Origin of the sequence: Levilactobacillus brevis (assembly GCA_021383565.1) — a bacterium.
In the GTDB taxonomy this organism is placed as follows: domain Bacteria; phylum Bacillota; class Bacilli; order Lactobacillales; family Lactobacillaceae; genus Levilactobacillus; species Levilactobacillus brevis_B.
The window spans coordinates 1,260,484-1,283,577 of the sequence record CP079699.1 but is presented as its reverse complement, the minus strand read 5'-3'; the positions used below and the strand labels follow the sequence as shown (position 1 = coordinate 1,283,577).

Sequence of the window (23,094 nt, the reverse complement as noted above, 5' to 3'; positions counted from 1 at the left end):
AGGGAAACATCGAAGCGTTGCTGCAGAGACGGCAACGCTTTGTTTTTTATTAAGAATATTATCGACTCAGGAAGTGTTAAGGAAAGGTCTCTATAATGGACAAGTCAGTTAAGCAGAGAAAAATTTAGCACCACCCGGTAAGTTCACGGGTGGCTGGAAGGGTGGTTAAGACAAACCATGATGGAACCACGACACAGACCAAGAAAACGGCGTCATCCGCTCCGCAATATCATTATTGTGGTGATTCTCGCCCTCTTAGCGGGAGGGACGGCCTATGGCATGCATAAGTACCAGAGCCTGAAGAATACCGTCAAGACCTCGTATCAGGCGTCCGGCGTGAAGAAGCTGCGTAACGTTAACGCCCAGTTGTCCGGGAAGAAACCCATCTCCATTCTGTTGATGGGGACCGACACCGGTGCACTGGGACGGACCTTCTCCGGCCGGACGGATAGTATGATGGTGGTCACGATTAATCCTAAGACCAATAAGACCACTATCACCAGTATTCCGCGGGATACGGCGGTGAATATCCCGGGCTACGAGGACTATGGTCTCTCGAAGATTAACGCGGCCTATGCCTACGGGAAATCCAAGACGGCCATCACCACGGTTCAGCAGATGCTGAATATCCCGATTGATTTTTATGCCATTATTAATATGGGCGGGATGGAAAAAATTATAAACGAGGTCGGCGGCGTGACCGTGAAACCAACCTTGAGTTTTAGTTACGGCGGCTATACCTTCAAGAAGGGCGTTAAGACCCATATGAATGGGAAGAAGGCCCTGGCCTACGCGCGGATGCGAGACGATGACCCTAAGGGCGACTACGGCCGGCAAACGCGGCAGCGTAAGGTCATCATGGCCCTGTTGGCGAAGTCGGGATCGGTCAGAACGTTACTCAATGAATCGTTCATTAGCTCACTGACTAAGCAGACGCAGACCGATTTAACCTTCAATGATCTGACCGCTTTGGCCACCAATTACCTGTCGGCCACCAAGCATATTAAGACGACCCACCTGCAGGGAACGAGTGAAACCATCAACGGTCAGAGCATGGAAGTTGCCTCGAAATCCGAACTACAACGGGTCACAAATTACATCAGAAAGGGCCTGGGATTGACACATAAGAAAACCGGTTCCATTGCTGATATGAGTGCAACCAGCACAACCACGACCAGTACAGACACCACCGGAAACGGGGGGAGTACGGGGGATGCTGGTGGAAGTAACGGTGGTCCCGGTGGTGGTTATTAAGCAGTAACAAAGATTTAGGTGAGACACTGTCCATGGCGAATGCTGATGGGCAGTGTCTTTTTATAATCCGAACGCCCGATTTAAAATTGAAGTGCAACACCCCTTAATGTCTTAAGGGGTGTTGCACTTCAATTTTAAATCGGGCCAGATATTTTAGGATTAAATTTGGAATCATTTTGAGTTTATCTGTGATTAACACCTGAGGTAGCTTAATCTTAAGCATGTTATACTTCCGAATTCAATCCTTGTGACCAGCGTAGCCCTTAACCTTTTTGTCTTGCCTTTAATTTTGATGCGTTTAACGTTGGTTAGCTTCTACGTGTTTTGTGTGTTTCTTGCTGGCATGGCTTAAGGGGGAGTGTGTGCCCTTGAGATTGCTGTTTGTTTTACTTCGGGCGGTAGGTATACTTGGTGTGCAGCTTCTTATTTGAAGGAGTCTTACCCTTAGCTTTTTGTATGGGTTATAAGAATGGCTTGGTTGGGACTGAAGTCAATTGATTTGAATTTTTTGGCCTTGAATCTAGGGACTGACGGTTTAACTGTTAACTGAGGCAATCGTTATTTATGAGAGTGTTCTTTAAGTATTTTATGTGTATAAATGATTTTTTAGCATATGAGTATGAAGTTTTATCGCTTTTACCAGTATGAGTGTCGTACCTTGGTATACCTCCATTTCGGGAACTTAAGAAGGGATAGAATTAAAATGGGAAAAGTAAGAATTCAATGGATAGACATTGCAAGGGCATTGGCAATGCTAAGTGTTATTGTTGGACATTCATTATATGTTGATATGGGGCAAGGGATGTTCACTGGAACGGCGTCAGTTAAAGGGTTCATTGAATTATTTGGGCGTATGATATATGCATTTCATATGCCTATTTTTTTCATACTTAGTGGGTATCTGTTTAGAAAAAAAAGCTACTCGAGAGAGGCTAAGGGAGCGCTTTGGAACCTTATATTACCTTACTTAACAACATGTGGATTGATGATAGTGTTAGAGCTGATTACTAATAGGTTATCGATATTCTTTCTGAAGCCTTACTTATCAAGTTTTCGTGATACTTTTGTTGCATCGCTATATGGTGTAGGACTTAAGCCTACGATGCCAATTTCTTTAAACGTTGCTCCAATAGGTGCCATTTGGTTTTTACCAGCAATGGCAATTGCTGTACAAATTTTCAACCTGGTTATAACTAAGACAGAACATTCTACGTATAAAAGCGCTAATCGTATATTTCTATTATTAGTGTTGGCTTTAATTGGTAAGTTGGTTTCTTCTTACTGGTTGCTGCCTTTTTCAATAAATGCGGCCTTGTTTTCATTGATTTTTTTGTATATAGGTTATCTCTTTAAGGAAGAAGATTATTTAAAGAATATCAGTTCAATGGCAATTACATTAGGAATCTTTGTGTGGGTTCTGGATGCATTTGGACAGACTTTTCTTCTGGTTTCAGTTTCATTTCCAGATACATTGTTAGCAATAGTAGGTGCGGTTGGTGCCTCGTTAGTTGTGTTCAAAATAGCTCAATTTTTGGATCGTGGTAACTGGATTTCAAACGGTTTAGCTTTTATTGGTCGAAATTCTATAATTATTTTGTGCTTTCATATAGTTGATCTGAATTATTCAAGGATACCCGATATGTTAATCCATCAACAAGTATTACGGAATGGGATGCTTCAGATAGCTATGATAAATGTTTATCGAATCTTAATTCCTGTAATAGCAACCTTTTTAGTTGTAAAAACCCCAGTGGTTCGATCGTTCTTTTTACATCGAAGTTATCCATTTAAAAAGATAGGTCTGAAATAAGTATTTGACGTGAACTCTCAGGGTAGACTTTTAATAGCTGTCAGCATTAGAATTGGACGCACATGAATAACAGGGTGCTAATGGAGAAGTCCATTAGCACCCTGTTACTAAAAATATAAATCTAACTCGTAATTAACCTCGATGACTCATCTGGTGCAACTTAACCTTAACCACATGAGCCTTCAGAATCCAGCCCTTATGTCCGGCATGGTCCTTAACCTTGTAGTAAGTGTGGGTCTTACCCTTGATCTTGATGCGTTCAACGTTCGTTAACTTCCAAGTTGTCCGCTGGTGCTTCTTAGTGGTCTTGCCCAGCGATTTTTGCAGGTGGGCGTCTTTGAATAACTGCTTACGGGCTTTCAGCCGGTAAGTATACTTGGTGCTCAGCTTCTTACTGGAGACAATCTTGGCTTTGGTCTTCTTAACCTGCTTGTGCTTATGCGGCTTGCTTACGGACGTTGGTTTAGCCGCAGCGGTCAACGCTGGCGTCAGGAAAGGTGTCGGCGTGATTGGCGTTGGGGCCGGTGTAGGTGCCGGCATTGGTTGAGCGGGTTGCGGACTCGGTACTGGAGCCGGCGCCGGTTGCGTTGGCGCCGGAGTTGGAGCGGGGGCTGGCGTTGGTTTAGCCGGCTCCGGGTTCGGTTTTGGTGCCGGTTGACTTGGTGCTGGCGTCGGTGCTGGTTTGACCGGTGCTGGGACTGGATCTGGCATAACCTTGTCGCCCTCTTGGTAGGCGGTGTTGGTGCCATCCGTTGACACTAAGTACATGGACCGCAATTTTTCTTTTTGGGCCCGCGAGAAGTGGAGAACGTTTGCGATGTAGCGGTCCATTGTCACGTAGCGAGTCTTAATTTCGCGGAAGTATTCCTTGAGCCATGCTGGCTTGACCGTTCGACCCGTTTGGTAAGATTGCATGAAGTCATTGGTGATGGTCTTCTCGTCCATCCCCAGAATCGACATGATCAGCACCGTGGCGATTCCCGTGCGGTCTTTACCCGATGAGCAGTGGTAGAGGGTGGCGTAATTGTTATGTAGCAGCATATTCAGGAAGCGGCTGTAACCTTGAACCGCCGACTGGCCGAACTCCAGCTGCTGAACGTAGAAGCCGCCATCACCGGCAAATTCTTCGTTCAGCGCGACACTATCTGAGAAGGCTTTGACGCCCAGAATGGAGATGCTCGTATTGTCCACCCCGGGGATATGTTGGTCGGGCAGACTATTGATCTGGCCATCAGTTCGGAAGTCGACGATGGAGGTCACGTGATAGTCGGCCGCGAGAATATGTTTGTCCTTGTTGGTCACTTTGTTCAGGTTGTCGGACCGTAGCAGGCGGTTCGGGCGAATTTGGAATTTACCATTGGCAGTCTTATAGCCGCCGATATCGCGCGTGTTCTTGGTTCCGGCCAACTTGACCAAGGTATCCTTGACGTCGCCGTACAGGGCAACCTGTTCGGCCATTTCGTCCTTGCTCAAGCGAGATTGAATGATGGGGTCCGCTGTGGCTAAGTCGGTCTGGCTAGTGGTCGTCCGGTTTCCCGTGGCACGCGTTTCAGTGGTCAATGGGGTTTGGGCGGTGGTAGCGGCACTGGCGCTAGGAACTCCGACGCTCATGAGCGAGAGAATGACGCCGGCGAGGCTTAGTGATTTGACAATAGTTGATCGATGCATGGATGATACTCCTCCTAATTGGATCAGTAATTTTTTATGACATCCATTAGATTATCAGACGAATGTAGCGGGGATGTAGATTTTTTGTATTAATTTTGTAAAGCCGCAAAAAGATGGAAATATAATTGTGTTTATGGGTGCGGTATCACACGCTAGGGAAGCGAAATGGAAGAGAACATTGTGATCACGTAAAATAAAATTTAGCCGATTAAAAAATGGATAACAGCTTAGATGAACTTTACTGGAATTGAATCGCTAGTTCCAGTATTGACCGTATACCGCAGTTTATTGCGTGAAACCAAACTTAAACATTTTGTTGATTCGTAATTCTTGCTACAAATTTGTAGCAATGATATGATAACCGTAGACATAAATGTGGAGGATAGCCATGGGTTCAGCTAGCGAAGCGACAATTCGACGATTCTTGCAAGACTTTAAAAAAGCCCTTAGTCACGGCAACTGGGAAATTGTCCAACGTAGAGTGGCATACGCTCAGGTAACCGAAATGACGCCCGAATCAATTAAAATTGTACTCATGAAACTTACGCCTGGTGATTACGTTAAGGGACCAGAACGAGATAGAGATAGACCCGGTGAATACCTGTGGGTTTTCTACAAAAATGGTGAAACTGAAAAGCGCTTATACATAAAATTAAAACTCATGAATGGACATGCCAAGGTCATTTCATTTCATGAAACAATTTACGACTAAAGGGGGGGGCGATACTAATGAAAACAGAAGTAAAGTCGGTAGATGAGACCTACACTATCCGAGGAGAAAAGGTAGATGTTGTGACGAGTGCCCGCTTTGACGTAGACAGTGGTGAACAAGTATTCGATGAAAAGCTTGATAATCAAGCAATTTTAAGTGCATTCGATGAATACCGGGGGAAGCACGGCATCATTTCTCCTGAACGCATTAAAAGGGTGCGTCATTCGTTTGGTTTAAGTCAAAGGGACTTCGCTACCCTATTAGGATGGAGTGCGACGACCATTGCCACTTATGAAACGGGCTCATTGCCTTCAGTAGCGAATAACAAGATATTGCTGGCCTTAGAGACAGATCCCGATGTGGCGCAACCGTTGTATGATACCTCTAAGGAAGCAATGACTGAGCGTGGTAAGGCGGCATTTGAAGAAAACGTTGGCACTTCCGGAGTAGAACAATCGAAGAAATTCATTGAAAAGGGAATTAATGCATTGTTTACGGATATTAATTACTCTGAATTTTCGGGATATAATGCCTTTGATTTAAAAAAGTTTTCCAATATGGTTTTATACTTCGTGATTAATGTGCCAGAACTGACGAAAACCAAACTCAATAAACTGTTGTTTTACGCGGATTTTACCCATTTTGCCCGTAACACGGTTTCAATAAGCGGGGTTTCTTATGCGCGGCTCCCTCATGGCCCTGTTCCGGATCAATATAGTTTGTTGTATGGATCCATGGAGAGCGCTAATCTTATCGTTGAGAAGGAAATTAGTGCAGGTCAATATGATTGGAGTTACTATGCGCCCAACGCAGACTTCAATGCGACATTGTTTTCAAAAGAAGAATTAGCAGTTATGCATGCCACGTTGGAACGCTTTAAAGGTATGACTGCCAAGTCAATCGCTGCTTTCTCCCATAAGGAAGAGGCTTGGATTGATAATGAGAATGCCGAGCTGATTTCGTATGACTACGCAAATTCACTAACTATTTTAAATGAAAACTAGTAACGCTTTCGTTCTTGCGGAGGCGTTTTTATATTCGCTGTTCCGAGATTTCAGAGAGTTACAAAAGTAAAAGATGCACCGGCTCTTTTTGAGCTAGTACATCTTTTCTTGTTCACAAGTTACTTAGTACCTCAACGCCCCATCCGTCAAATTAACCGATAGACTGCCATCGGCCACCCAACCGGTCAAGTTCTTCTCAAAGGTGTCCAGCACGGGCTTGGTGTTTTCCTTCGCGAATCCGGTTTGGTGCAAGGAATCAGGACGTCCGGGTAATCTTCCCAAAAGGTTGATGCGAAACAAAAGTTGATCGACTTAATAGGCAAGTGGTAAAAAGTCTTATCTTCGGATGATAAATAAGCTAAAGGGCAATCGTCAATTTTGATCGGTTTTACGTTTCCGACAGTGGTTCATAGCAGTATCTATAGCACCAATCTCATTGAGATGTTCAACAAAAAAACTAAGTGTCAGACCAAAAAGAAAAAACAATTTTCCAATGAATCGACGCTAGAACGGGTTTTGGGCACAGTCATTCGTGACTATAATAGCCGAAATTTTGAGCGAACGCAGCGAGGATTCAAACAAATTTAGTACACATTAGATGCAGTGCATGAATAGCTAACTAATGGGAGAGGTCTTCTATTACACAAAAAATTTAACACTTCCGGAGTATAGCCTGCAATAGAACATTTTTTTCTCTTTTGCGCCGGTCGAATTTAATCCTATGTGGTTAGTGTATATCAATAACTATTTTTGATAGTGGTTATCTGTGAACTTGTTTTTAATTTCGAGAGCAACTGACTTATGTTCTGGATAAATGAAATTTCGGGTAATACCAATTCTCGCGAGTTCCTTACGAATTGCACATTTGTGATCAGCAGGGATATTCAACTTTACGAGGCCACCTTGGTCGTTGGTTACGCGTAAGATATTAATTCGATTTTGAGATTCGTCTTGCACAGTTTTAAAGTTATAATGTTGTGCAGGTATAAATGGAATAAACATAAATAATCCCCGTTGATTTCTGATGCGTTCATCAATTATTCTTGGAGATACAATTTTTGGCAGTAACATTTCTAATGGGTTGATTTTTGAAGTGAAGTCGCCTATATCTTTTCGTATCTCATGATAAAGTCGTTCTGAGCAAGCGCTTTTCATCAAAGTACAGTAATTATTTGCTATATCGTTTAGTACGCCAGAAGGATGAGCCGTTTTCTTAATAGGAACCCCTTTATAGATCATTGGCCAAAGTGGCTTATTAAGTACAGTGTGTTTTGAAGATAAGCACTTAAAGAAACTGTCGAGCCCAGTAATAAATGCTAAACGGTCTGTTTTATTTAACCGAGTTAATGATGCTTCAACCTCAATTTCATCACTAAACGGTGTTTTAGATATTTTGGATTTACCCCGCCCATAATTGTATATTATTTCGTTAGAGAGTCGTTTGTTAAATGGCCCGGAAGTAGATTTTTGAAATGCTTTTGAAAGCTCTGCTATCTTGAAGCTGTTAGTAAATAAATATACTTCACCATCAGAGTCATCGTGTTTTTCAACCGCAAAGTATAATGCAACTAAAGGATTTGTAGTTAAATCTAGCAATCTAGTTGGTAACTGATGGTGTTGCATCAGTGCTAGCCGGTCAAAATTATTCTGTGTGACATCGAAAAGCTCGGGATCTCTTGCTAGAAAGTCATTGAATAAAGTGGTTTCGTTTTCGTAAAACTCCTGTTTCTGAAGTAGGCTGGGCAGTGTGTTGCCGTATTCCTTACTTTGTCCTCGAAAATATACTGCTACATTTTTGGATTTACGATTATTCTCCTCATCATCGTTATTTTCCGCGTAATATTTTTCGCTGTAATCAATCAAATAATTGATAGATTTGATATATTCGGAGACGCTTGAAATTATTTTGTTATACAAGTTGGGTCATCTCACCTTTAGATTTTGGTACGAAACTTTACGGTTTAATCGACCTGCAAAGCCTCATTTGGTGTTAACACAGAAAGAACCCGCCGTAGCGAGTTCTTTCTAAAGATATAACGTTAATACCTAGTACCCCAACGCCACATCCGTCAAATTAACCGGCAAACTCTCGTCGGCAACCCAACTCGTCAGGTTCTTCGCAAAGATATCTAACACCGGCTTAGTATTTTCCTTCGCAAAGCCAGTCTGGTGGGGCGTGACCAAGACGTTGGGATAATCCCACAGCCGCGAGTTCTTATCCAGCGGTTCTTCTTCGAAAACGTCCAGTGCCGCGTGCAACACGTTTTGATAGAGTAGGGCGTTCATCAACGCCTGCTGGTCGACCGACTTGCCGCGACCGACATTGATGAAGATATTGAGCCCATCCAATTGCTTGAAGAAGGCGTCATCGAAGTAGTGGACGGTCGCACTGGTTGCGGGCATGGCGTTAATCACCGCATCCGCGTCTTTCAAGAGGGTACTGTCGTCGGTGAGACTGACCGTATCCTTGAAGCCATCTACCGGATGACCGGAGCGGTTCACACCGTACGGCTGGTTACCGAAGCCATTTAACAGCTTGGCAATCGTCTGGCCGATACTGCCGGTGCCGTAGATAACGACCTTTTGACTCGCCAACAAGCTCAAGTCGTCACGTTGCGGGACCTGCCAGAAGTGGCCGGCCTGGTTCTTCACGGCCTCGTTAAAACCACGGATAAAGTACAGCAGGTAGCCAATCGTTGATTCCGCAATCGCCGGTGAGTAGACGCCACTGGCATTGGTGACCCGGACGTTGTGGGCCTTAATCCAGTCTAGCGGCAGGTAGTCAATCCCGGCGCTGACCGTTTGAATCCATTTCACCTGATTGTTCGGCGCCATCAAGGCCGCTGGGCCCACCTCTTTATCCCAGCCGAAGATGATGGTGATTGGGGCCTTACTCTCCCAGTCCGTCGAATCCACGATCTCCACACCGGTTTGTTCCAGTCGGGTGCGTTGGTCCGTCGTCAAGGGTTGTAGGGCAAGTACGCGTTCTGTCATGCTGAAAACCTCCTCATACCAATTACTTATCTTTATTTTAGCACGACTCCACGCAATTTTAGCGTTTAATTTGAAAGCGCATGCATTATTTTTCACCAGTCTGACACACTTTTTCAGAAGTGTTACGAAAGTCAACGAACAATGATCGCACGAATTTCGAATATATTCCATTAACTTTGGCGATATTGGTAGTCAACCATTGAAAATTCACTTATCACTAGATATAATAAGTTCAAGACAGCAATTATTTATTTACACTAATAACGTTTGGGGAGGTTAGAAAAATGCTAAATCTTGGTCTGGATATCCTAGGCCTAGCGCGGTTCCAATTTGGAATGACCACTGTCTTTCACTTCTTCTTCGTTCCATTTTCAATCGGGTTAGCCTTCGTGGTGGCCGTCATGGAAACCATGTACGCCATCAAAGGTGATGAGGATTACAAAAAGATGGCGCAGTTCTGGGGCAAAATGTTCCTGTACAGCTTCGCCGTCGGTGTGGTTACCGGTATTATTCAGGAATTCCAATTCGGGATGAACTGGTCCGAATACTCGCGGTTCATGGGGGACATCTTCGGGGCACCATTAGCCATCGAAGCCTTGGCCGCATTCTTCTTGGAATCCACGTTTATCGGGATGTGGATGTTCACGTGGGATCGCTTCAACAAGTGGGTCCACACGCTCTTTATTTGGCTGGTTATGTTCGGGTCTTCACTATCCGCATTGTGGATTTTGGCAGCCAACAGTTTCATGCAGAATCCTTTAGGGTACATCATCAACCAGAAGACGGGCCACGTTCAAATGGTCAGCTTCGGTAAGGTGGTCGGTAACCCGCAGCTGTGGAATGAATTTCCACACGTTATCTTCGGGGCTTTTGTAACCGCTGCCTTCGTGATCGCCGGGTGCTCTGCTTGGCGGTTACTGAAGAAGGACCACGTGGGCTTCTACCGCAAGTCCTTGAATGTTGCGCTGGTCATCGGGTTAATCTTCTCCCTGGGCTCCATCGCCAGTGGGGACTTACAGACCCGTTACCTGATCAACAATCAACCCATGAAGTTCGCCGCCATGGAAGGGCTCTACAAGAACTCGACCAACAAGGGTGAATGGGCAGCTGTTTCCGGCTTCGATACCAAGCAACACAAAACGACTTGGTCCGTCGACGTGCCGTACGTTTTGAACTTATTGAGCTATCACAAGACGACCGGGACGGTTAAAGGCATGAATCAAGTCAACAAGGACATGCACGCGAAGTACGATAAGAAGTTCGGTAGTGACATGAACTACTACGTCCCAACCAAGACGTTGTTCTGGAGCTTCCGGATCATGGCAGGTGCTGGGGCCCTGTTCGCCTTACTCGCTATCGTGGGCTTAATCTTCAACCGTAAACGGTCACAACTGATTATGAAGCAACGGTGGTTCCTGTACATCTTAGGGCTATGCCTGTGGCTACCATTCGTGGTCAACACGGCCGGCTGGTTCGTCACTGAGTTTGGGCGGTACCCTTGGATTGTCTACGGTCTCCTGACGATCGCCGACGCCGTTTCGCCAAATGTTTCCGTAGCCTCGTTACTGACGACCAACATCGTTTACTTCGCCATGTTTGCCATCATGGGGCTCGTGATGATTATTCTCTGCCACCGGACGTTAAAGGCTGGTCCGGACGCCGAGAACACGGATGGCTACTCAGCTGGTGATACGAAAGAGTTAGATCCTTACTCGAAGGGGGCGTTCAATCATGACTAGCCTACAATTTCTGTGGTTTATTCTGATTGGTGTGTTGTTCAGTGGTTTCTTCTTCCTTGAAGGGTTCGACTTCGGTGTCGGGATGTTGGTGAAGAGTTTCGCCAAGACCAGTGATGAACGGGACGTGGTTATCAAGACCATTGGCCCGCACTGGGACGGTAACGAAGTCTGGCTGATCACGGCCGGTGGGGCGATGTTCGCGTCCTTCCCAATGTGGTACGCCACCTTATTCTCCGGTTTCTACTTGGTCTTATTCCTGATTCTAGCCGCCCTGATTTTCCGGGGTGTATCCTTCGAATTTCGCGCAAATATGAAAACGGATACCTGGCGGAACTTCTGGGAATGGGCCGCAACCATCGGGAGTTTCTGTGCCGCCTTCCTCTTTGGGATGTTGTTCACGGCCATGATTGCCGGGATGCCGATTGACAAGAACGGCGACATGACCGCCCACTTCGGCGATTACGTCAACCTCTTCTCCATCGTCGGTGGGGTGGCTGTCACGGTCCTCTGCCTGGTTCACGGGCTGAACTTCATCCGGCTGAAGACGTCTGGTAGCCTACGCGACCGGGCCTTGGCCTGGAACAAGATTCTCTATCCGGTGCTCTTCGCCGGTGAAGTGGTCTTCGCGGTACTCCTGTTCTTCTCCACGGACTTCTTCGACAAGAAGCCAATGACCACCACGGCGATTGTCGTGGCGCTGGTCATCTTCACCGTCCTGGCTTACTGGGGCGTACTGGGGAATCATGAATGGCTCTCCTTTGTCGGCAGTGGTCTATCACTCATTAGCGTGGTGGTCCTAATCTTCAACGGTTTGTTCCCACGGGTCATGATTGCCAACAATCCGGCCAACTCGCTACTGATTAAGAACTCGTCGAACTCGCCATACACGCTCCATCTGATGACGATTCTCACGTTTAGCATCCTACCAATCGTGTTGATCTACTTCATCTGGAGCTACTGGGTCTTCTACAAGCGCTTGGCATCACCTAAGCAAAGCGCGTAGCCATTAAAATTAGATTTCGGGGATGTCGTCTTCGGGCGGCATCCTTTTTATTAACCGCGATGTAAGCGGGAAAACACCCGCGGAATCGCGAATGTAAGCGCTCGAAAATTACCACTGAAAGCTGTATCATAGCAGTAAGACTTACTTGTTTAGAGGGGGCGTTACTTTGATTGATAAACGTGTGTTTAAATTTCCTGGCGTCAAGCCGGCCGCGGCAATCATGGCGGTCTTGACGTTTATCCAAGCCTTTATGATTATCTTTCAGGCGAAGTACCTATCGGTTGCGATCGTTAACTTGTGGCAGCTGAAATCAGTGCGGACGATCGTCGTGCCACTGGCCTTATTTGCGGTGACCTTTCTGGCGCGGCATCTCCTGACCTTATCGAAGAACTGGCTCCTGTATCCGTTCGTGGAGACCACGACCAAGACGCTACGGAAGCAATTCATGGCCAAGCTCTTTGACCTCGGGCCCAGCGTCGTCGCTCAGAAGGGGACCGGGAACGTGGTCACCATGGGACTGGAAGGGATCGATAAGATTCAGACGTATCTGATGCTAATCATCGGCAAGGTCTTGGACCTGTCGCTGACGCCGTGGATTGTCCTGATTTACATAGCCCTGATTCAGTGGAAGGAGGCCCTGTTTCTCCTGGCCATCTATCCGTTGATTATCTTCTTCATGATTATTCTGGGCCTGGCCGCCCAAGCCAAAGCCGATCGGCAGTACGCCGGCTATCAGCGGTTGTCCAATCACTTCGTGGACACACTGCGGGGGCTGCCAACGTTGAAGCAGCTGGGATTGAACAAGACCTACGCCAACAATGTCTACCAGGTGAGTGAAGACTACCGCAAGAAGACCATGTCGACGCTAACGATTGCCATGACCTCAACCTTTGCGCTGGACTTCTTCACCACCTTGTCGATCGCGATTATCGCCGTCTTCCTGGGCTTCGGGTTGATGGACAATACGATTCAGCTGTTACCGGCGCTGATTATCCTGACGCTGGCACCGGATTATTTTGCGCCGATTCGTAACTTTGCCAACGACTACCACGCCACGCTGAACGGGAAGAACGCCTTAACGGCGGTGCTGGACATCTTACAACGGCCGACACCAAGCGACCGGGATCTGCTCGAGATGCGTGACCCAGTCTGGCAGGATCACGACGCAATTAAGCTGGAACACGTCAACGTGAGCTATGGTGACGCGCAGAAGCCCACGTTAAAGGACATCAACTTCACCGTTCAGGGCTTTCAGAAGGTGGGCATCATCGGGGCCTCGGGTTCCGGGAAGTCCACGCTGATTAACACGCTAGGGGGCTTTCTGAGCCCCGACACCGGTCAGATCATGGTGCGGGATACCGCCGTGCCCCATCTGGACCAGCGGGCTTGGCAGCGGAGCTTCGTCTACATTCCTCAGGCGCCATACCTGTTCCACGCGAGTCTACGCGATAACTTGGCCTTCTACGCCCCCACGGCTAGCGACGAGGCGGTTACGGCCGCCGCGGCCAAGGCGGGCTTAACCGACTGGATTGCCACGCTACCGGATGGCCTGCAGACGCCGATTGGCGAGGGGGCCCGTGGTGTCAGTGGTGGTCAGGCCCAACGAATTGCGCTGGCGCGGGCCTTCCTGGATGACTCGCGGCGGATTCTCTTATTCGATGAACCCACGGCGCATCTGGACATCGAGACCGAAGTAGAGCTGAAGCAGACGATGCTACCGGTCTTTGACCACCATCTGGTCTTCTTTGCGACACACCGGTTACACTGGATGAACGAGATGGACTACATTCTGGTGATGGATCACGGCGAGATTGTCCAACAGGGGACGCCCGCCGAACTTCAACAACAGGGCGGCGCTTACGTTCGGTTACGGTCTGAAATGGAAGGAGCGACGGTCAAATGAAGGGATTCTTCGCAACATTTAAGCACGATCATTGGGTCATGCCGTATTTGCGTCGCTACAAGAAACTACTGGCACTGGTCCTGTTTCTGGGATTCATGACGTTCTTCTGTGGCGGGGCGCTGATGTTTAACTCCGGTTACCTGATTAGTCGGGCGGCCACGCATCCCTACAACATTCTGATGATCTACGTGCCCATCGTATTGGCACGGGCCTTCGGGATTGGGCGGCCAGCCTTTCGCTATGCGGAACGTCTGACCAGCCACAACTGGGTCTTACGGATTGTCTCGGACTTTCGGAAGCGACTGTACGAGGCCGTCGAGAAGCAGGCGGTGGCGATTCGCCAGACGCACCAGACGGGGGATGTTCTCAGCATCTTAGCCGAGGATATCGACCACATCGAAAACCTCTATCTACGAACGGTCTTTCCGCTGGTCATTGGCTGGTTACTCTACCTGTTTGTGGTGATCGGCATTGGCTACTTTAACTGGGCCTTCGGGCTACTCATGCTGGTTCTGCTGGGTGTCATCGTAGTTCTGATGCCGCTATTGTCCGTGACGGTCAACGGGCGGCGCGAATTCCAAGCTCGGCAGGTTCAACGGACCTTCTACACGCAGCTAACCGACGCCGTTTTAGGCTTGGGAGATTGGTTAATCTCCGGGCGCCGGCAGGACTTCTTGGCCCAGCAGGACGCGCCCATCGACCAGATCGCGGCGTTACGGCGTTCGGACCATCATTTTCAGTGGTGGCGGAACTTTGCCATTCAATTTATCTTCGGGGCCGCGGTCATTCTTCTAGTCTGGTGGGCGGGTGTCATGTTCACCCACAACCAGGCTGAGGCCAACTGGGTCGCTGCATTTGGTCTGGCACTCTTCCCTACGGTCGAACCCTTCGCCGATATGAGCCAGGGGGTCAGCGAGTGGCCGGTCTATCAGAACTCCATTCAACGGGTGAATGCCCTGGACGAACACGAGCCGGAACAGGTCGCCCAAACCACCATTGGCGCGCTGGACGAATTGAAGCTGGACCACGTGAAGTTTACCTATCCGGGGGCCAAGCGGGAGGTCATCGACGATCTTTCGTTAACACTTCATCCCGGCGAAAAGCTGGCGCTACTTGGCCCCAGCGGCACTGGGAAGAGTACGCTGTTGAAACTCATCTTGGGCGATGAGACGCCGACCAGTGGGCAGATTACCCTGAACGGCGAGTCTATCTCACGCTTACAGGAGCAACGCGCCACGCTGTTTGGTGTGCTGGACCAGCAACCGTATCTGTTTAATACGACGGTCATGAACAACGTCCGGCTGGGAAATCTAAACGCCACGGACGAGGAAGTCATGGCCGCGGTAAAGGCCGTCGAACTGGACGACCTGATTACGCGGTTACCGGCAGGCTATCAGACGCAGGTTCAGGAGGCGGGGAGCCGCTTCTCCGGCGGCGAACGGCAGCGGTTATCGCTGGCCCGGATTCTCCTGCAGGACGCGCCGATCATCATCCTAGACGAGCCCACGGTCAGCCTCGACCCGATTACCGAGCAGCACCTGCTGGATACGGTCTTTGACGTGTTACACGATAAGACGATTATCTGGGTAACCCACCACTTGGCTGGGATTAATCATGTCGATCAAGTACGGTTCATTGAGGACGGTCACTTTGATATGCAGGGCACGCCGGCCGAGCTGTACCGTGATAATCCGCGTTTTCAATCGCTGTACAACTTGGATCGCGGCCGGTAAAGAAACACCTATTGAACATACGTTCGGCATAATTGTTTAAAAAAACCTCTGATTGGGTTGGTCAGAGGTTTTTCTGTTGCGGTAAAACGTGGATCGAGTCCAGCGTTTGGCCCCAAGGTTGGGTGTGCTCAGGGCAGGTGTCGTGTGTGCCTGTATCTGGTGGTGCAGAAAGAATGTGTTTTCATGCTGGTAGACTGCTTGATACTGGTACTGGATGGTTGGGTACGATCTTGTAGATTGGTTAGTGGTGCTTGCCTCATCGATGTGTTGAAAGCGGACATTTTTTGATTAAGTGCTGGGCTCAACTGTCATGATACGGAATGACCCGTTGAATGGCAAGGGAAGGGGTCTGCGATCGTATCTAGCCATTAAGTAGTTTATTTGCGGAATTATCCGGTGATGAATTGGTCGATTGACTGGGCATAGCGGCGTCAAAAAAGCCATCGACCGGTGATGGCGATGGCTGACGTTTAATGGGATAACATGAAACATGGTGGCCCGTGACGTTTGTTAACCCAAAATGTCCACGTGTTTGGTCATTGCAGGGTTCGATACGATTGTCGACGTTGAATCGCGACTTCTTCGGGCCACTCCTGTATAGTGAACGGTACGAGCTAATGGTCGCGGCGCAGCAGCATGGCCGTGAGCGTTGCGAGGTCGGTTCGATTTTGACCGGCCGGAAGCGCGGCGATGGCGTCGAGCGCTTGATCCGTGAGTTGACCGGCGAGTTGGCGGGCCTTGGCGACACCGTGGTGCTGGGCGACCAAGCTCTGAACCGCCGCAATATCGGTGCCCGTCATCGCCTGTTTCTTCTTCAGCAGGTGGTGGAACTCATGTGGCGCCTGTGGAATAGCCAGAATGAGGGGCAGGGAGTACACACCAGAACGCAGATCCTCTAGCACCGGCTTGCGGGTCTTCTTGGGATCACCAGCGTAATCCAAGATATCGTCCAAGATCTGATAGGCACTGCCGATGGCGAGCCCAATCTCTCGGGCCTTGGCGACGACGGTTTCCGGGGCCGCCGCCAGCCGGGCGCCCTGATAGCAACTCAACGCGAAGAGTTCGGCCGTCTTGCCCGCAATTTCCTTGAGGTAGGCGTCAATGCTGACGTCTTCTTGGTAGTTTAGCGCCATTTGGCTTAGTTCACCCTGTAAGATGCGGTGCATGGCGTCGATGTGGTTCTGAATCAGATCACGCTCAGCAGTGGACTTCAAGACTTGGTTAAAGTAGGCCGTGAACATGAAGTCACCGGCGTAAATGGCGTTGCGTTGGCCGTATTTCATCTGAATGGTCCGTACGCCGCGGCGGGTCGGGGACTCATCAATGACGTCGTCGTGAATCAGCGTACCCACGTGGAGAATCTCCAACGCGGCGGCCCCGGCCTGTAGCTGGTCCGGGGTGGCCCGATCGCCAAATGCGGCGAATAAATAAAAGTAACCGGGGCGCAGGAGCTTACCGCCGGCGTTTAATAAAGCTAATATTTTACTGTGGATGGGTTGGTTATCTAACTGGACCGCGGCTAACAAGTAATCTTGTAGCGCGACGAGTTGCGGTTCCACCTGGGGAAATTGCCGCCAAAGTTGTCGATCCATACTGCACCTCACTATATGTACGTTAAAATTTATCTTACCGACATGTGGAAACGTTGTCAAATAAAGGTTATCCTAAAGCTAGAATTCATTTTCGGGGGGATTAACTTGACGCTCAATATCTTTTTGGAATTAGTGGAAATTAAGGCGAAAATCGCGTCGGTGTGGCCGTTTCTGTTAGGTCTCATCTTTGTTCAGGCGAACTTTCATCAACTGAATTGGTCGGTCACGGCGCTGTTCTTTATCGCTATGTTGCTGTTTAACATGGCCGTGGACATCAACGATAACTATCAGGACTACACCAAGGCCGGCAATCAGGCGGCGGAGTGGAAGAAGAAAACCAATATTATTGGCGTGCAGCACCTGAAGATTCACCGCGTCTTTGCGCTGATGGCAAGCTTCGCCGTGGTGGCGGGGCTGATTGGCCTGTATCTGGTCTGGGTCACCGGCTGGCCGCTACTGGTAATGGGGGTGCTGTGCTTTCTAGTCGGCTACCTGTACGCCGGCGGTCCGCGGCCGTTGTCGGGGACGCCAACCGGAGAGTTCTTTGCCGGCTTTACGATGGGCTACCTGATCATGCTGATTACCGTCTACCTGAACCTCTATCAGACGGGGCAGTTCACGGGGATGCTCAGCCTCCGCGTCCTGTTGGCCTCGGGGATTGCGGTGATGGCAATTGCGGCGTTGTTGCTGGCCAACAACATCTGCGACGCCCAGGAAGACCTAGACCTGAATCGTAAGACAATTGTCTATTATCTGGGTAAACAACGTGCCCTATGGCTCTTTGCCAGCTTTTACATTGTCGGGTATCTGGCGTTGATTGCCAGCGTCGTGCTGGGTGATTTGCCCGTCTGGTCGTTGTTGTCCCTAATCAGTATCCCACTAATCTACAAGAATGTGGCCGCTTTTTTCCGGATTCAGGTCAAAAAGCAGACTTTTATTTTGGCCGTGAGAAATCTCGCCATTTTGGCGTTGACCATGGTCTTAGCGGAATTGCTGGGGTTATGGATTGGTTAAGCCTTGGTAAATGTCGGCGCGGGGCGTTGTTATTTTAAGGTTCAATCAGGTAGAATAAAAGTAATTAACGTGTAGCCTTGAATGGGACAGCGAGTAAATCGCCCGTTTGGCCCAGTCGGGGTGCACTAAATAAATGGAGGCCGCGTTGTCATGAAACTTTTAGAGGACCGCATTCGCCAAGACGGAACGGTTTTACCGGGAAACGTCTTGAAGGTCGATAACTTTTTAAATCACCAAGTTGATCCGCAATTAATGGATCAGTTGGGTGCCGAATTTGCGCGGCGCTTTGCCGATGCCGGCATCACTAAAATCTTAACGGTCGAGTCTTCGGGGATTGCCCCCGCGGTCTTTACCGGACTGCACCTCAACGTGCCGGTCATCTTTGCTCGGAAGCACAAGAGCCTGACGCTGACGGACCATCTCTACACGGCGAAGGTCTACTCGTACACCAAGCAGGTCAACAACGATATCTCGATTGACCGTCGCTTCTTAAGCCCCGAAGACCGGGTGCTCATCATCGACGACTTTCTCGCTAATGGGCAGGCGGTTCAGGGCCTGCTAGACATTGCCAGAACCGCCCAGATTGAAGTGGCTGGAGTCGGTGTGGTGATTGAGAAACGGTTCCAAAAGGGCCATCAAATGGTGGAAGATGCCGGCATCCAACTGGAAGCGTTGGCCAGCATCGCCGCCTTTGAGGATAACACAGTTATATTTGCAAAAGATTAACTAAACACCTGGCTTGTTTATTCACGGCGCAAACTTTAAAATAAAGCGTGTAGGGGATAAACCAGTGCCTAGAATCATTTAAATCTGAGTTAGAAAGTAGGGAGCAAATTGGCGAACACAGTCTTATATCCTGGAGATACGATTGGCGTGATCGGGAGCAGTGCCAACGCGGCAATGCTGGTCACGACCGCCCGGAAGATGGGTTTACGGGTCGGTGCGTACGGTGCCGATGAAACCAGTGAAGCATTACAATTAGCGGACTTTAAAGCGATCGGCAGTAATAAGGATAGCGATAAATTGCAGCATTTCGCGGAAAGCTGCGCGGCCATCGTCTACGATTCCGATCAAGTCAGCACGTAGGTTGTGAAGTTCTTGGCGCAATACACGCGGATTCCCCAGGGTTCGGATATGCTCGAAATGATGCAGGACCGGCTATTGGAGCGGGCGTTCTTTGAACAATTGAACGTCAACATCGCGCCTTACGCCACCATCATTAATCTCGATGACGTCTACCAATCCATCAACGCGATTGGCTACCCGTGTGTCTTGAAGCCTATTCAGAAGGAATGGTCGCGGGGCAGAGAACTCGTGATTAAGACCCAAACGGACATCGCCAAGGCGGCCGGACTTTTGGACTGGGGTACCTATATCCTGGAATCCCAGATTGCCTATGATCGCGAATACTCAATTATCGTTGCGCGGGATCAGGACGGCAACGGGCAAGCCTTTCCCATTACGGAAACACAGTCGGTGGATGACCGGCCAATCCGGACGTGGGTTCCCGCACAGGTCGACGATGCGGTGGCTGGAGAAATTCAACGCATTGCCACCGAGGTGACCAAGCACGTCAACTACGTCGGTGTCTTCGAGGTCTCCTTCTACCTGACGAGTAGTGGGGCCATCTACGTCAAGAAGATTGTGCCGGCACCGAGCGAAACGGGCTACGTCTTCGAAGCCGCCGCTAACGTCACGGAATTCGACCAGCATTTGCGGGCCATTGCCGGCTTGCCGTTGGCCTCAGCGCACATCCTCACGCCAGCGGTCACTGCAGCCTTTACCAAGGCACAGTTGCCGGCGATGCGGACACAGTGGCAGTTGAAGGCCAACTGGCACTTCACGTTCTACCACCTGAAGCATCAAGAAGACGATGATCTGATGGGTCACATCGCCGTTCAGGGCGACAGCATCAAGCCCATCCTCGATCAACTCGATGATACCAACATCTGGTCCGACGCGGCGGCTACTCCGGACGATCCGGCGCGGTCGACGACGGATGACTAACTTAAATTAAACATCAGCGACTGCATTGTTCCGGAAGAAAGTGTTCGGGGCAATGCAGTTTTGTGGTTTTGGCGAAAGACCGGCAGATAACTACTTGGTAGCCATATCATAAGGCACATCATAAGAGTTTTTGAAAAGTCGGTCAAAAGGGTAGGCGCTACGGCGAACTTTTGCTAAAATGGGGAAGGATTAGAAAAGGGGAACATGTGTACGTAATCGACGACAGACCTTGTGCTGTTGGCAAGGCGACGGAGAAGGTCGATTCAAGAAATAAACGGTCAGCGCGGCCAAGTTAATCGTGCGTTGACCAGCGAAATCGCTGAGGGCCATTTGGGTGCTAGCGGTGTCGTTACCCTCGGAATTTTGCTATAATAGTCAGGACTAACTACAGAGAGGATTGTGTTCACGGTGGCAGGAGAAGAATTGTTAACTGGCATGAATGATAAACAAACGGAGGCGGTCCTTCAAACGGAGGGGCCTCTCCTGGTATTGGCGGGTGCCGGTAGTGGGAAGACGCGGGTCTTAACGCACCGTGTGGCCTACCTGATTGAGCACAATAACGTGATGCCTTGGCGGATTTTGGCGATTACTTTTACGAATAAGGCCGCTAAGGAAATGCGCGAACGGGTCGCCAAACTGTTGGGACCGGACGGCAATGACGTATGGGTATCAACGTTCCATGCGCTGTGTGTGCGGGTCTTACGGCGAGATGCCGACAAATTAGGCTACAACCGGGCCTTTACGATCGCGGATACCGGAGAACAACGGACGCTGATTAAGCGCGTCTTGCAGGAACAGAACCTTGACGTGAAGAAGTTTGATCCGCGTTCGGTGCTGGGAGCCATTTCTAACGCTAAGAACGCCCTGCAGACACCAGCCATGATGCGTGAGGCGGCGGGCAATCCGTTCGAGACAACCGTGGCCGACGTGTATGAGAGCTACCAACGGCAGTTACAGGCGAACCAGGCCATGGATTTCGACGACCTGATCATGCTGACCATCAAGTTATTTAAGGACAATCAAGAGGTCCTGGCGCACTATCAGGACAAGTTCCAATACATCCACGTCGATGAATATCAGGATACCAACGACGCCCAGTACATGCTGGTCAACATGTTGGCGAAGAAGTACCACAATCTCTGCGTCGTCGGGGATGGTGACCAGAGTATCTACGGGTGGCGGGGTGCCAATATGGAAAACATCCTGAACTTTGAGCACGACTACCCGGACGCTCACGTGACGTTGCTGGAACAGAACTACCGGTCTACCAAGACCATCTTGAAGGCCGCCAACGACGTGATTCAACGCAACGTTAACCGGAAGAAAAAGGACCTCTGGACGGAGAATCCGGAGGGCGAACCCATCTCCTATTATCGCGGACAAAATGAAAATGACGAGGCCCATTACGTGGTCGCTAAGATTCAAGAAGAACGAGAGAAGAATCACCACGATTACGGCGATTTTGCCATCCTGTACCGGACCAACGCCCAGTCGCGGGTGATTGAAGAAACACTGGTTAAGGCCAACATTCCTTACACCATGGTCGGGGGTCACAAGTTCTACGACCGTAAGGAAATCCGTGATGTTTTGGCCTACCTGACACTGATCGCCAACCCGGCCGATTCCATGAGTCTGGAACGGATTATCAACGAGCCCAAGCGCGGGATTGGCGCGACGAGTTTAACGAAGCTGCGGGACTTTGCCGATTTCAACGGCTGGAGCGAGCTGGAAGCGACGCAAAATATCAGCCTCGCCACTAATTTGGGCGCCCGTATCCGCAATGCGATGGAGAAGTTTGGTTTGACCATCAAGGCGGTTCAGGACCAAGCCGCAACGGCGAGCGTCTCGGATATCACCAGTCAATTGCTGGATCAGACCGGCTACATGGCAGCGCTGAAGGCGTCCAAGTCGCTGGAAGCCGAAACGCGAATTGAAAACATTGAAGAATTTCTGTCCGTCACGCAAAAGTTCGATGACGGCTGGGACAACGAGGATCACGATGAAAATGACGACCGCTTGGTAGAATTCTTGGCTGATTTAGCCTTAGTCTCGGCTCAAGACGACGTCGACGAAGAACCGGCGGAAGTCACGTTGATGACGCTCCATGCCGCTAAGGGGCTGGAATTCCCCGTTATTTTCTTGATGGGTCTGGAAGAGGGGATCTTCCCACTATCACGGGCACTCCTCGAAGACGACCAACTGGAAGAAGAACGGCGTCTCGCCTACGTTGGCATCACGCGGGCCCAACAGAAGCTGTACCTAACTAACGCTTATTCGCGGATGCTCTACGGTCGGCGGCAGAACAACCCAGAGTCGCGGTTCATTACCGAGATTGCACCGGAATTGCTACATCTGGATTATAGCGAAAGCAAGGCCGGATTGACGCCGAGTCGCCGGGACGTGCCATTTGCCCGACGGACCGCTAGCGCCGTGGCACAACCGTACCACGGTAAGACCGGCCGAATCACCGAACCCACCGGGACCGGTGCTGGTAAGGTGGCGTGGAACATTGGCGACAAGGCCAGTCATAAGAAGTGGGGCATCGGAACCGTGGTCAAGGTCAGTGGGACTGGCGAAGACGCGGAACTCGATATTGCCTTTCCAGAACAGGGTGTCAAGCGGTTATTGGCCGCCTTTGCGCCCATCAAGCGGGTTGACTAA

16 protein-coding genes and 1 pseudogene are annotated in these 23,094 nt (G+C 49.5%); 13 read left to right on the top strand and 4 right to left on the bottom strand.

Going from position 1 to position 23,094, the window contains the following annotated elements; translation table 11 throughout:
- Positions 1-180: 180 nt before the first annotated feature.
- Together KB236_05970 and KB236_05965 are read left to right on the top strand one after the other, a co-directional pair.
- Positions 181-1,254 carry an LCP family protein gene (locus tag KB236_05970; protein UIF30307.1) on the top strand — a complete coding sequence of 358 codons (1,074 nt, stop codon included), beginning with the start codon at positions 181-183 and terminating at the stop codon, positions 1,252-1,254.
- Between the two features lie 703 nt (positions 1,255-1,957).
- Positions 1,958-3,064, top strand: a complete 1,107-nt coding sequence (locus tag KB236_05965; GenBank protein UIF30241.1) for an acyltransferase family protein — start codon at positions 1,958-1,960, stop codon at positions 3,062-3,064.
- Positions 3,065-3,196: 132 nt separating this feature from the next.
- On the opposite strand, the gene KB236_05960 is transcribed toward KB236_05965, so the two are convergent.
- Positions 3,197-4,732, bottom strand: coding sequence for a tyrosine-protein phosphatase (locus KB236_05960; GenBank protein ID UIF30240.1), 1,536 nt, complete (start codon positions 4,730-4,732; stop codon positions 3,197-3,199).
- Positions 4,733-5,120: 388 nt separating this feature from the next.
- Between KB236_05960 and KB236_05955 the strand changes: the two genes are divergently transcribed.
- From KB236_05955 to KB236_05945, 3 genes are all read left to right on the top strand, one after another.
- Positions 5,121-5,444, top strand: coding sequence for a type II toxin-antitoxin system MqsR family toxin (locus KB236_05955; GenBank protein ID UIF30239.1), 324 nt, complete (start codon positions 5,121-5,123; stop codon positions 5,442-5,444).
- Between the two features lie 17 nt (positions 5,445-5,461).
- Positions 5,462-6,448, top strand: coding sequence for a DUF4065 domain-containing protein (locus KB236_05950; protein UIF30238.1), 987 nt, complete (start codon positions 5,462-5,464; stop codon positions 6,446-6,448).
- Positions 6,449-6,826: 378 nt separating this feature from the next.
- Positions 6,827-7,036, top strand: a complete 210-nt coding sequence (locus KB236_05945) for a transposase (GenBank protein UIF30237.1) — start codon at positions 6,827-6,829, stop codon at positions 7,034-7,036.
- Positions 7,037-7,192: 156 nt separating this feature from the next.
- On the opposite strand, the gene KB236_05940 is transcribed toward KB236_05945, so the two are convergent.
- Together KB236_05940 and KB236_05935 are read right to left on the bottom strand one after the other, a co-directional pair.
- Positions 7,193-8,365 carry an FRG domain-containing protein gene (locus KB236_05940; protein UIF30236.1) on the bottom strand — a complete coding sequence of 391 codons (1,173 nt, stop codon included), beginning with the start codon at positions 8,363-8,365 and terminating at the stop codon, positions 7,193-7,195.
- Positions 8,366-8,494: 129 nt separating this feature from the next.
- Positions 8,495-9,442, bottom strand: coding sequence for a phosphoglycerate dehydrogenase (locus tag KB236_05935; protein ID UIF30235.1), 948 nt, complete (start codon positions 9,440-9,442; stop codon positions 8,495-8,497).
- Between the two features lie 284 nt (positions 9,443-9,726).
- Between KB236_05935 and KB236_05930 the strand changes: the two genes are divergently transcribed.
- From KB236_05930 to cydC, 4 genes are all read left to right on the top strand, one after another.
- Positions 9,727-11,181: a cytochrome ubiquinol oxidase subunit I gene (locus KB236_05930; GenBank protein UIF30234.1), complete on the top strand. Its 1,455-nt coding sequence runs from the start codon at positions 9,727-9,729 to the stop codon at positions 11,179-11,181.
- Positions 11,174-12,184 (top strand): cytochrome d ubiquinol oxidase subunit II, encoded by a 1,011-nt coding sequence (gene cydB, locus KB236_05925; protein UIF30233.1) that lies wholly within the window; start codon positions 11,174-11,176, stop codon positions 12,182-12,184. The genes KB236_05930 and cydB overlap by 8 nt, the downstream gene beginning before the upstream one ends.
- 166 nt (positions 12,185-12,350) lie before the next feature.
- Complete coding sequence (gene cydD, locus KB236_05920) at positions 12,351-14,087, top strand: thiol reductant ABC exporter subunit CydD (protein UIF30232.1); 1,737 nt, start codon at positions 12,351-12,353, stop codon at positions 14,085-14,087.
- The gene (cydC, locus tag KB236_05915; protein ID UIF30231.1) at positions 14,084-15,820 is read left to right on the top strand and encodes a thiol reductant ABC exporter subunit CydC; all 1,737 of its coding nucleotides are present in this window, start codon (positions 14,084-14,086) and stop codon (positions 15,818-15,820) included. The genes cydD and cydC overlap by 4 nt, the downstream gene beginning before the upstream one ends.
- A gap of 614 nt (positions 15,821-16,434) precedes the next feature.
- On the opposite strand, the gene KB236_05910 is transcribed toward cydC, so the two are convergent.
- The gene (locus KB236_05910; GenBank protein UIF30230.1) at positions 16,435-17,412 is read right to left on the bottom strand and encodes a polyprenyl synthetase family protein; all 978 of its coding nucleotides are present in this window, start codon (positions 17,410-17,412) and stop codon (positions 16,435-16,437) included.
- 105 nt (positions 17,413-17,517) lie between these two features.
- Between KB236_05910 and KB236_05905 the strand changes: the two genes are divergently transcribed.
- The 4 genes and pseudogenes from KB236_05905 (at position 17,518) to pcrA (ending at position 23,094) form a co-directional block, all read left to right on the top strand.
- The gene (locus tag KB236_05905) at positions 17,518-18,426 is read left to right on the top strand and encodes a 1,4-dihydroxy-2-naphthoate polyprenyltransferase (GenBank protein UIF30229.1); all 909 of its coding nucleotides are present in this window, start codon (positions 17,518-17,520) and stop codon (positions 18,424-18,426) included.
- 150 nt (positions 18,427-18,576) lie between these two features.
- Positions 18,577-19,152, top strand: a complete 576-nt coding sequence (locus KB236_05900; protein UIF30228.1) for a xanthine phosphoribosyltransferase — start codon at positions 18,577-18,579, stop codon at positions 19,150-19,152.
- A 108-nt stretch (positions 19,153-19,260) separates the two neighbouring features.
- A pseudogene (locus KB236_05895) lies at positions 19,261-20,433 on the top strand (ATP-grasp domain-containing protein).
- A 408-nt stretch (positions 20,434-20,841) separates the two neighbouring features.
- Entirely contained in the window at positions 20,842-23,094 is a 2,253-nt protein-coding gene (pcrA, locus tag KB236_05890) for a DNA helicase PcrA (protein ID UIF30227.1), read from the top strand.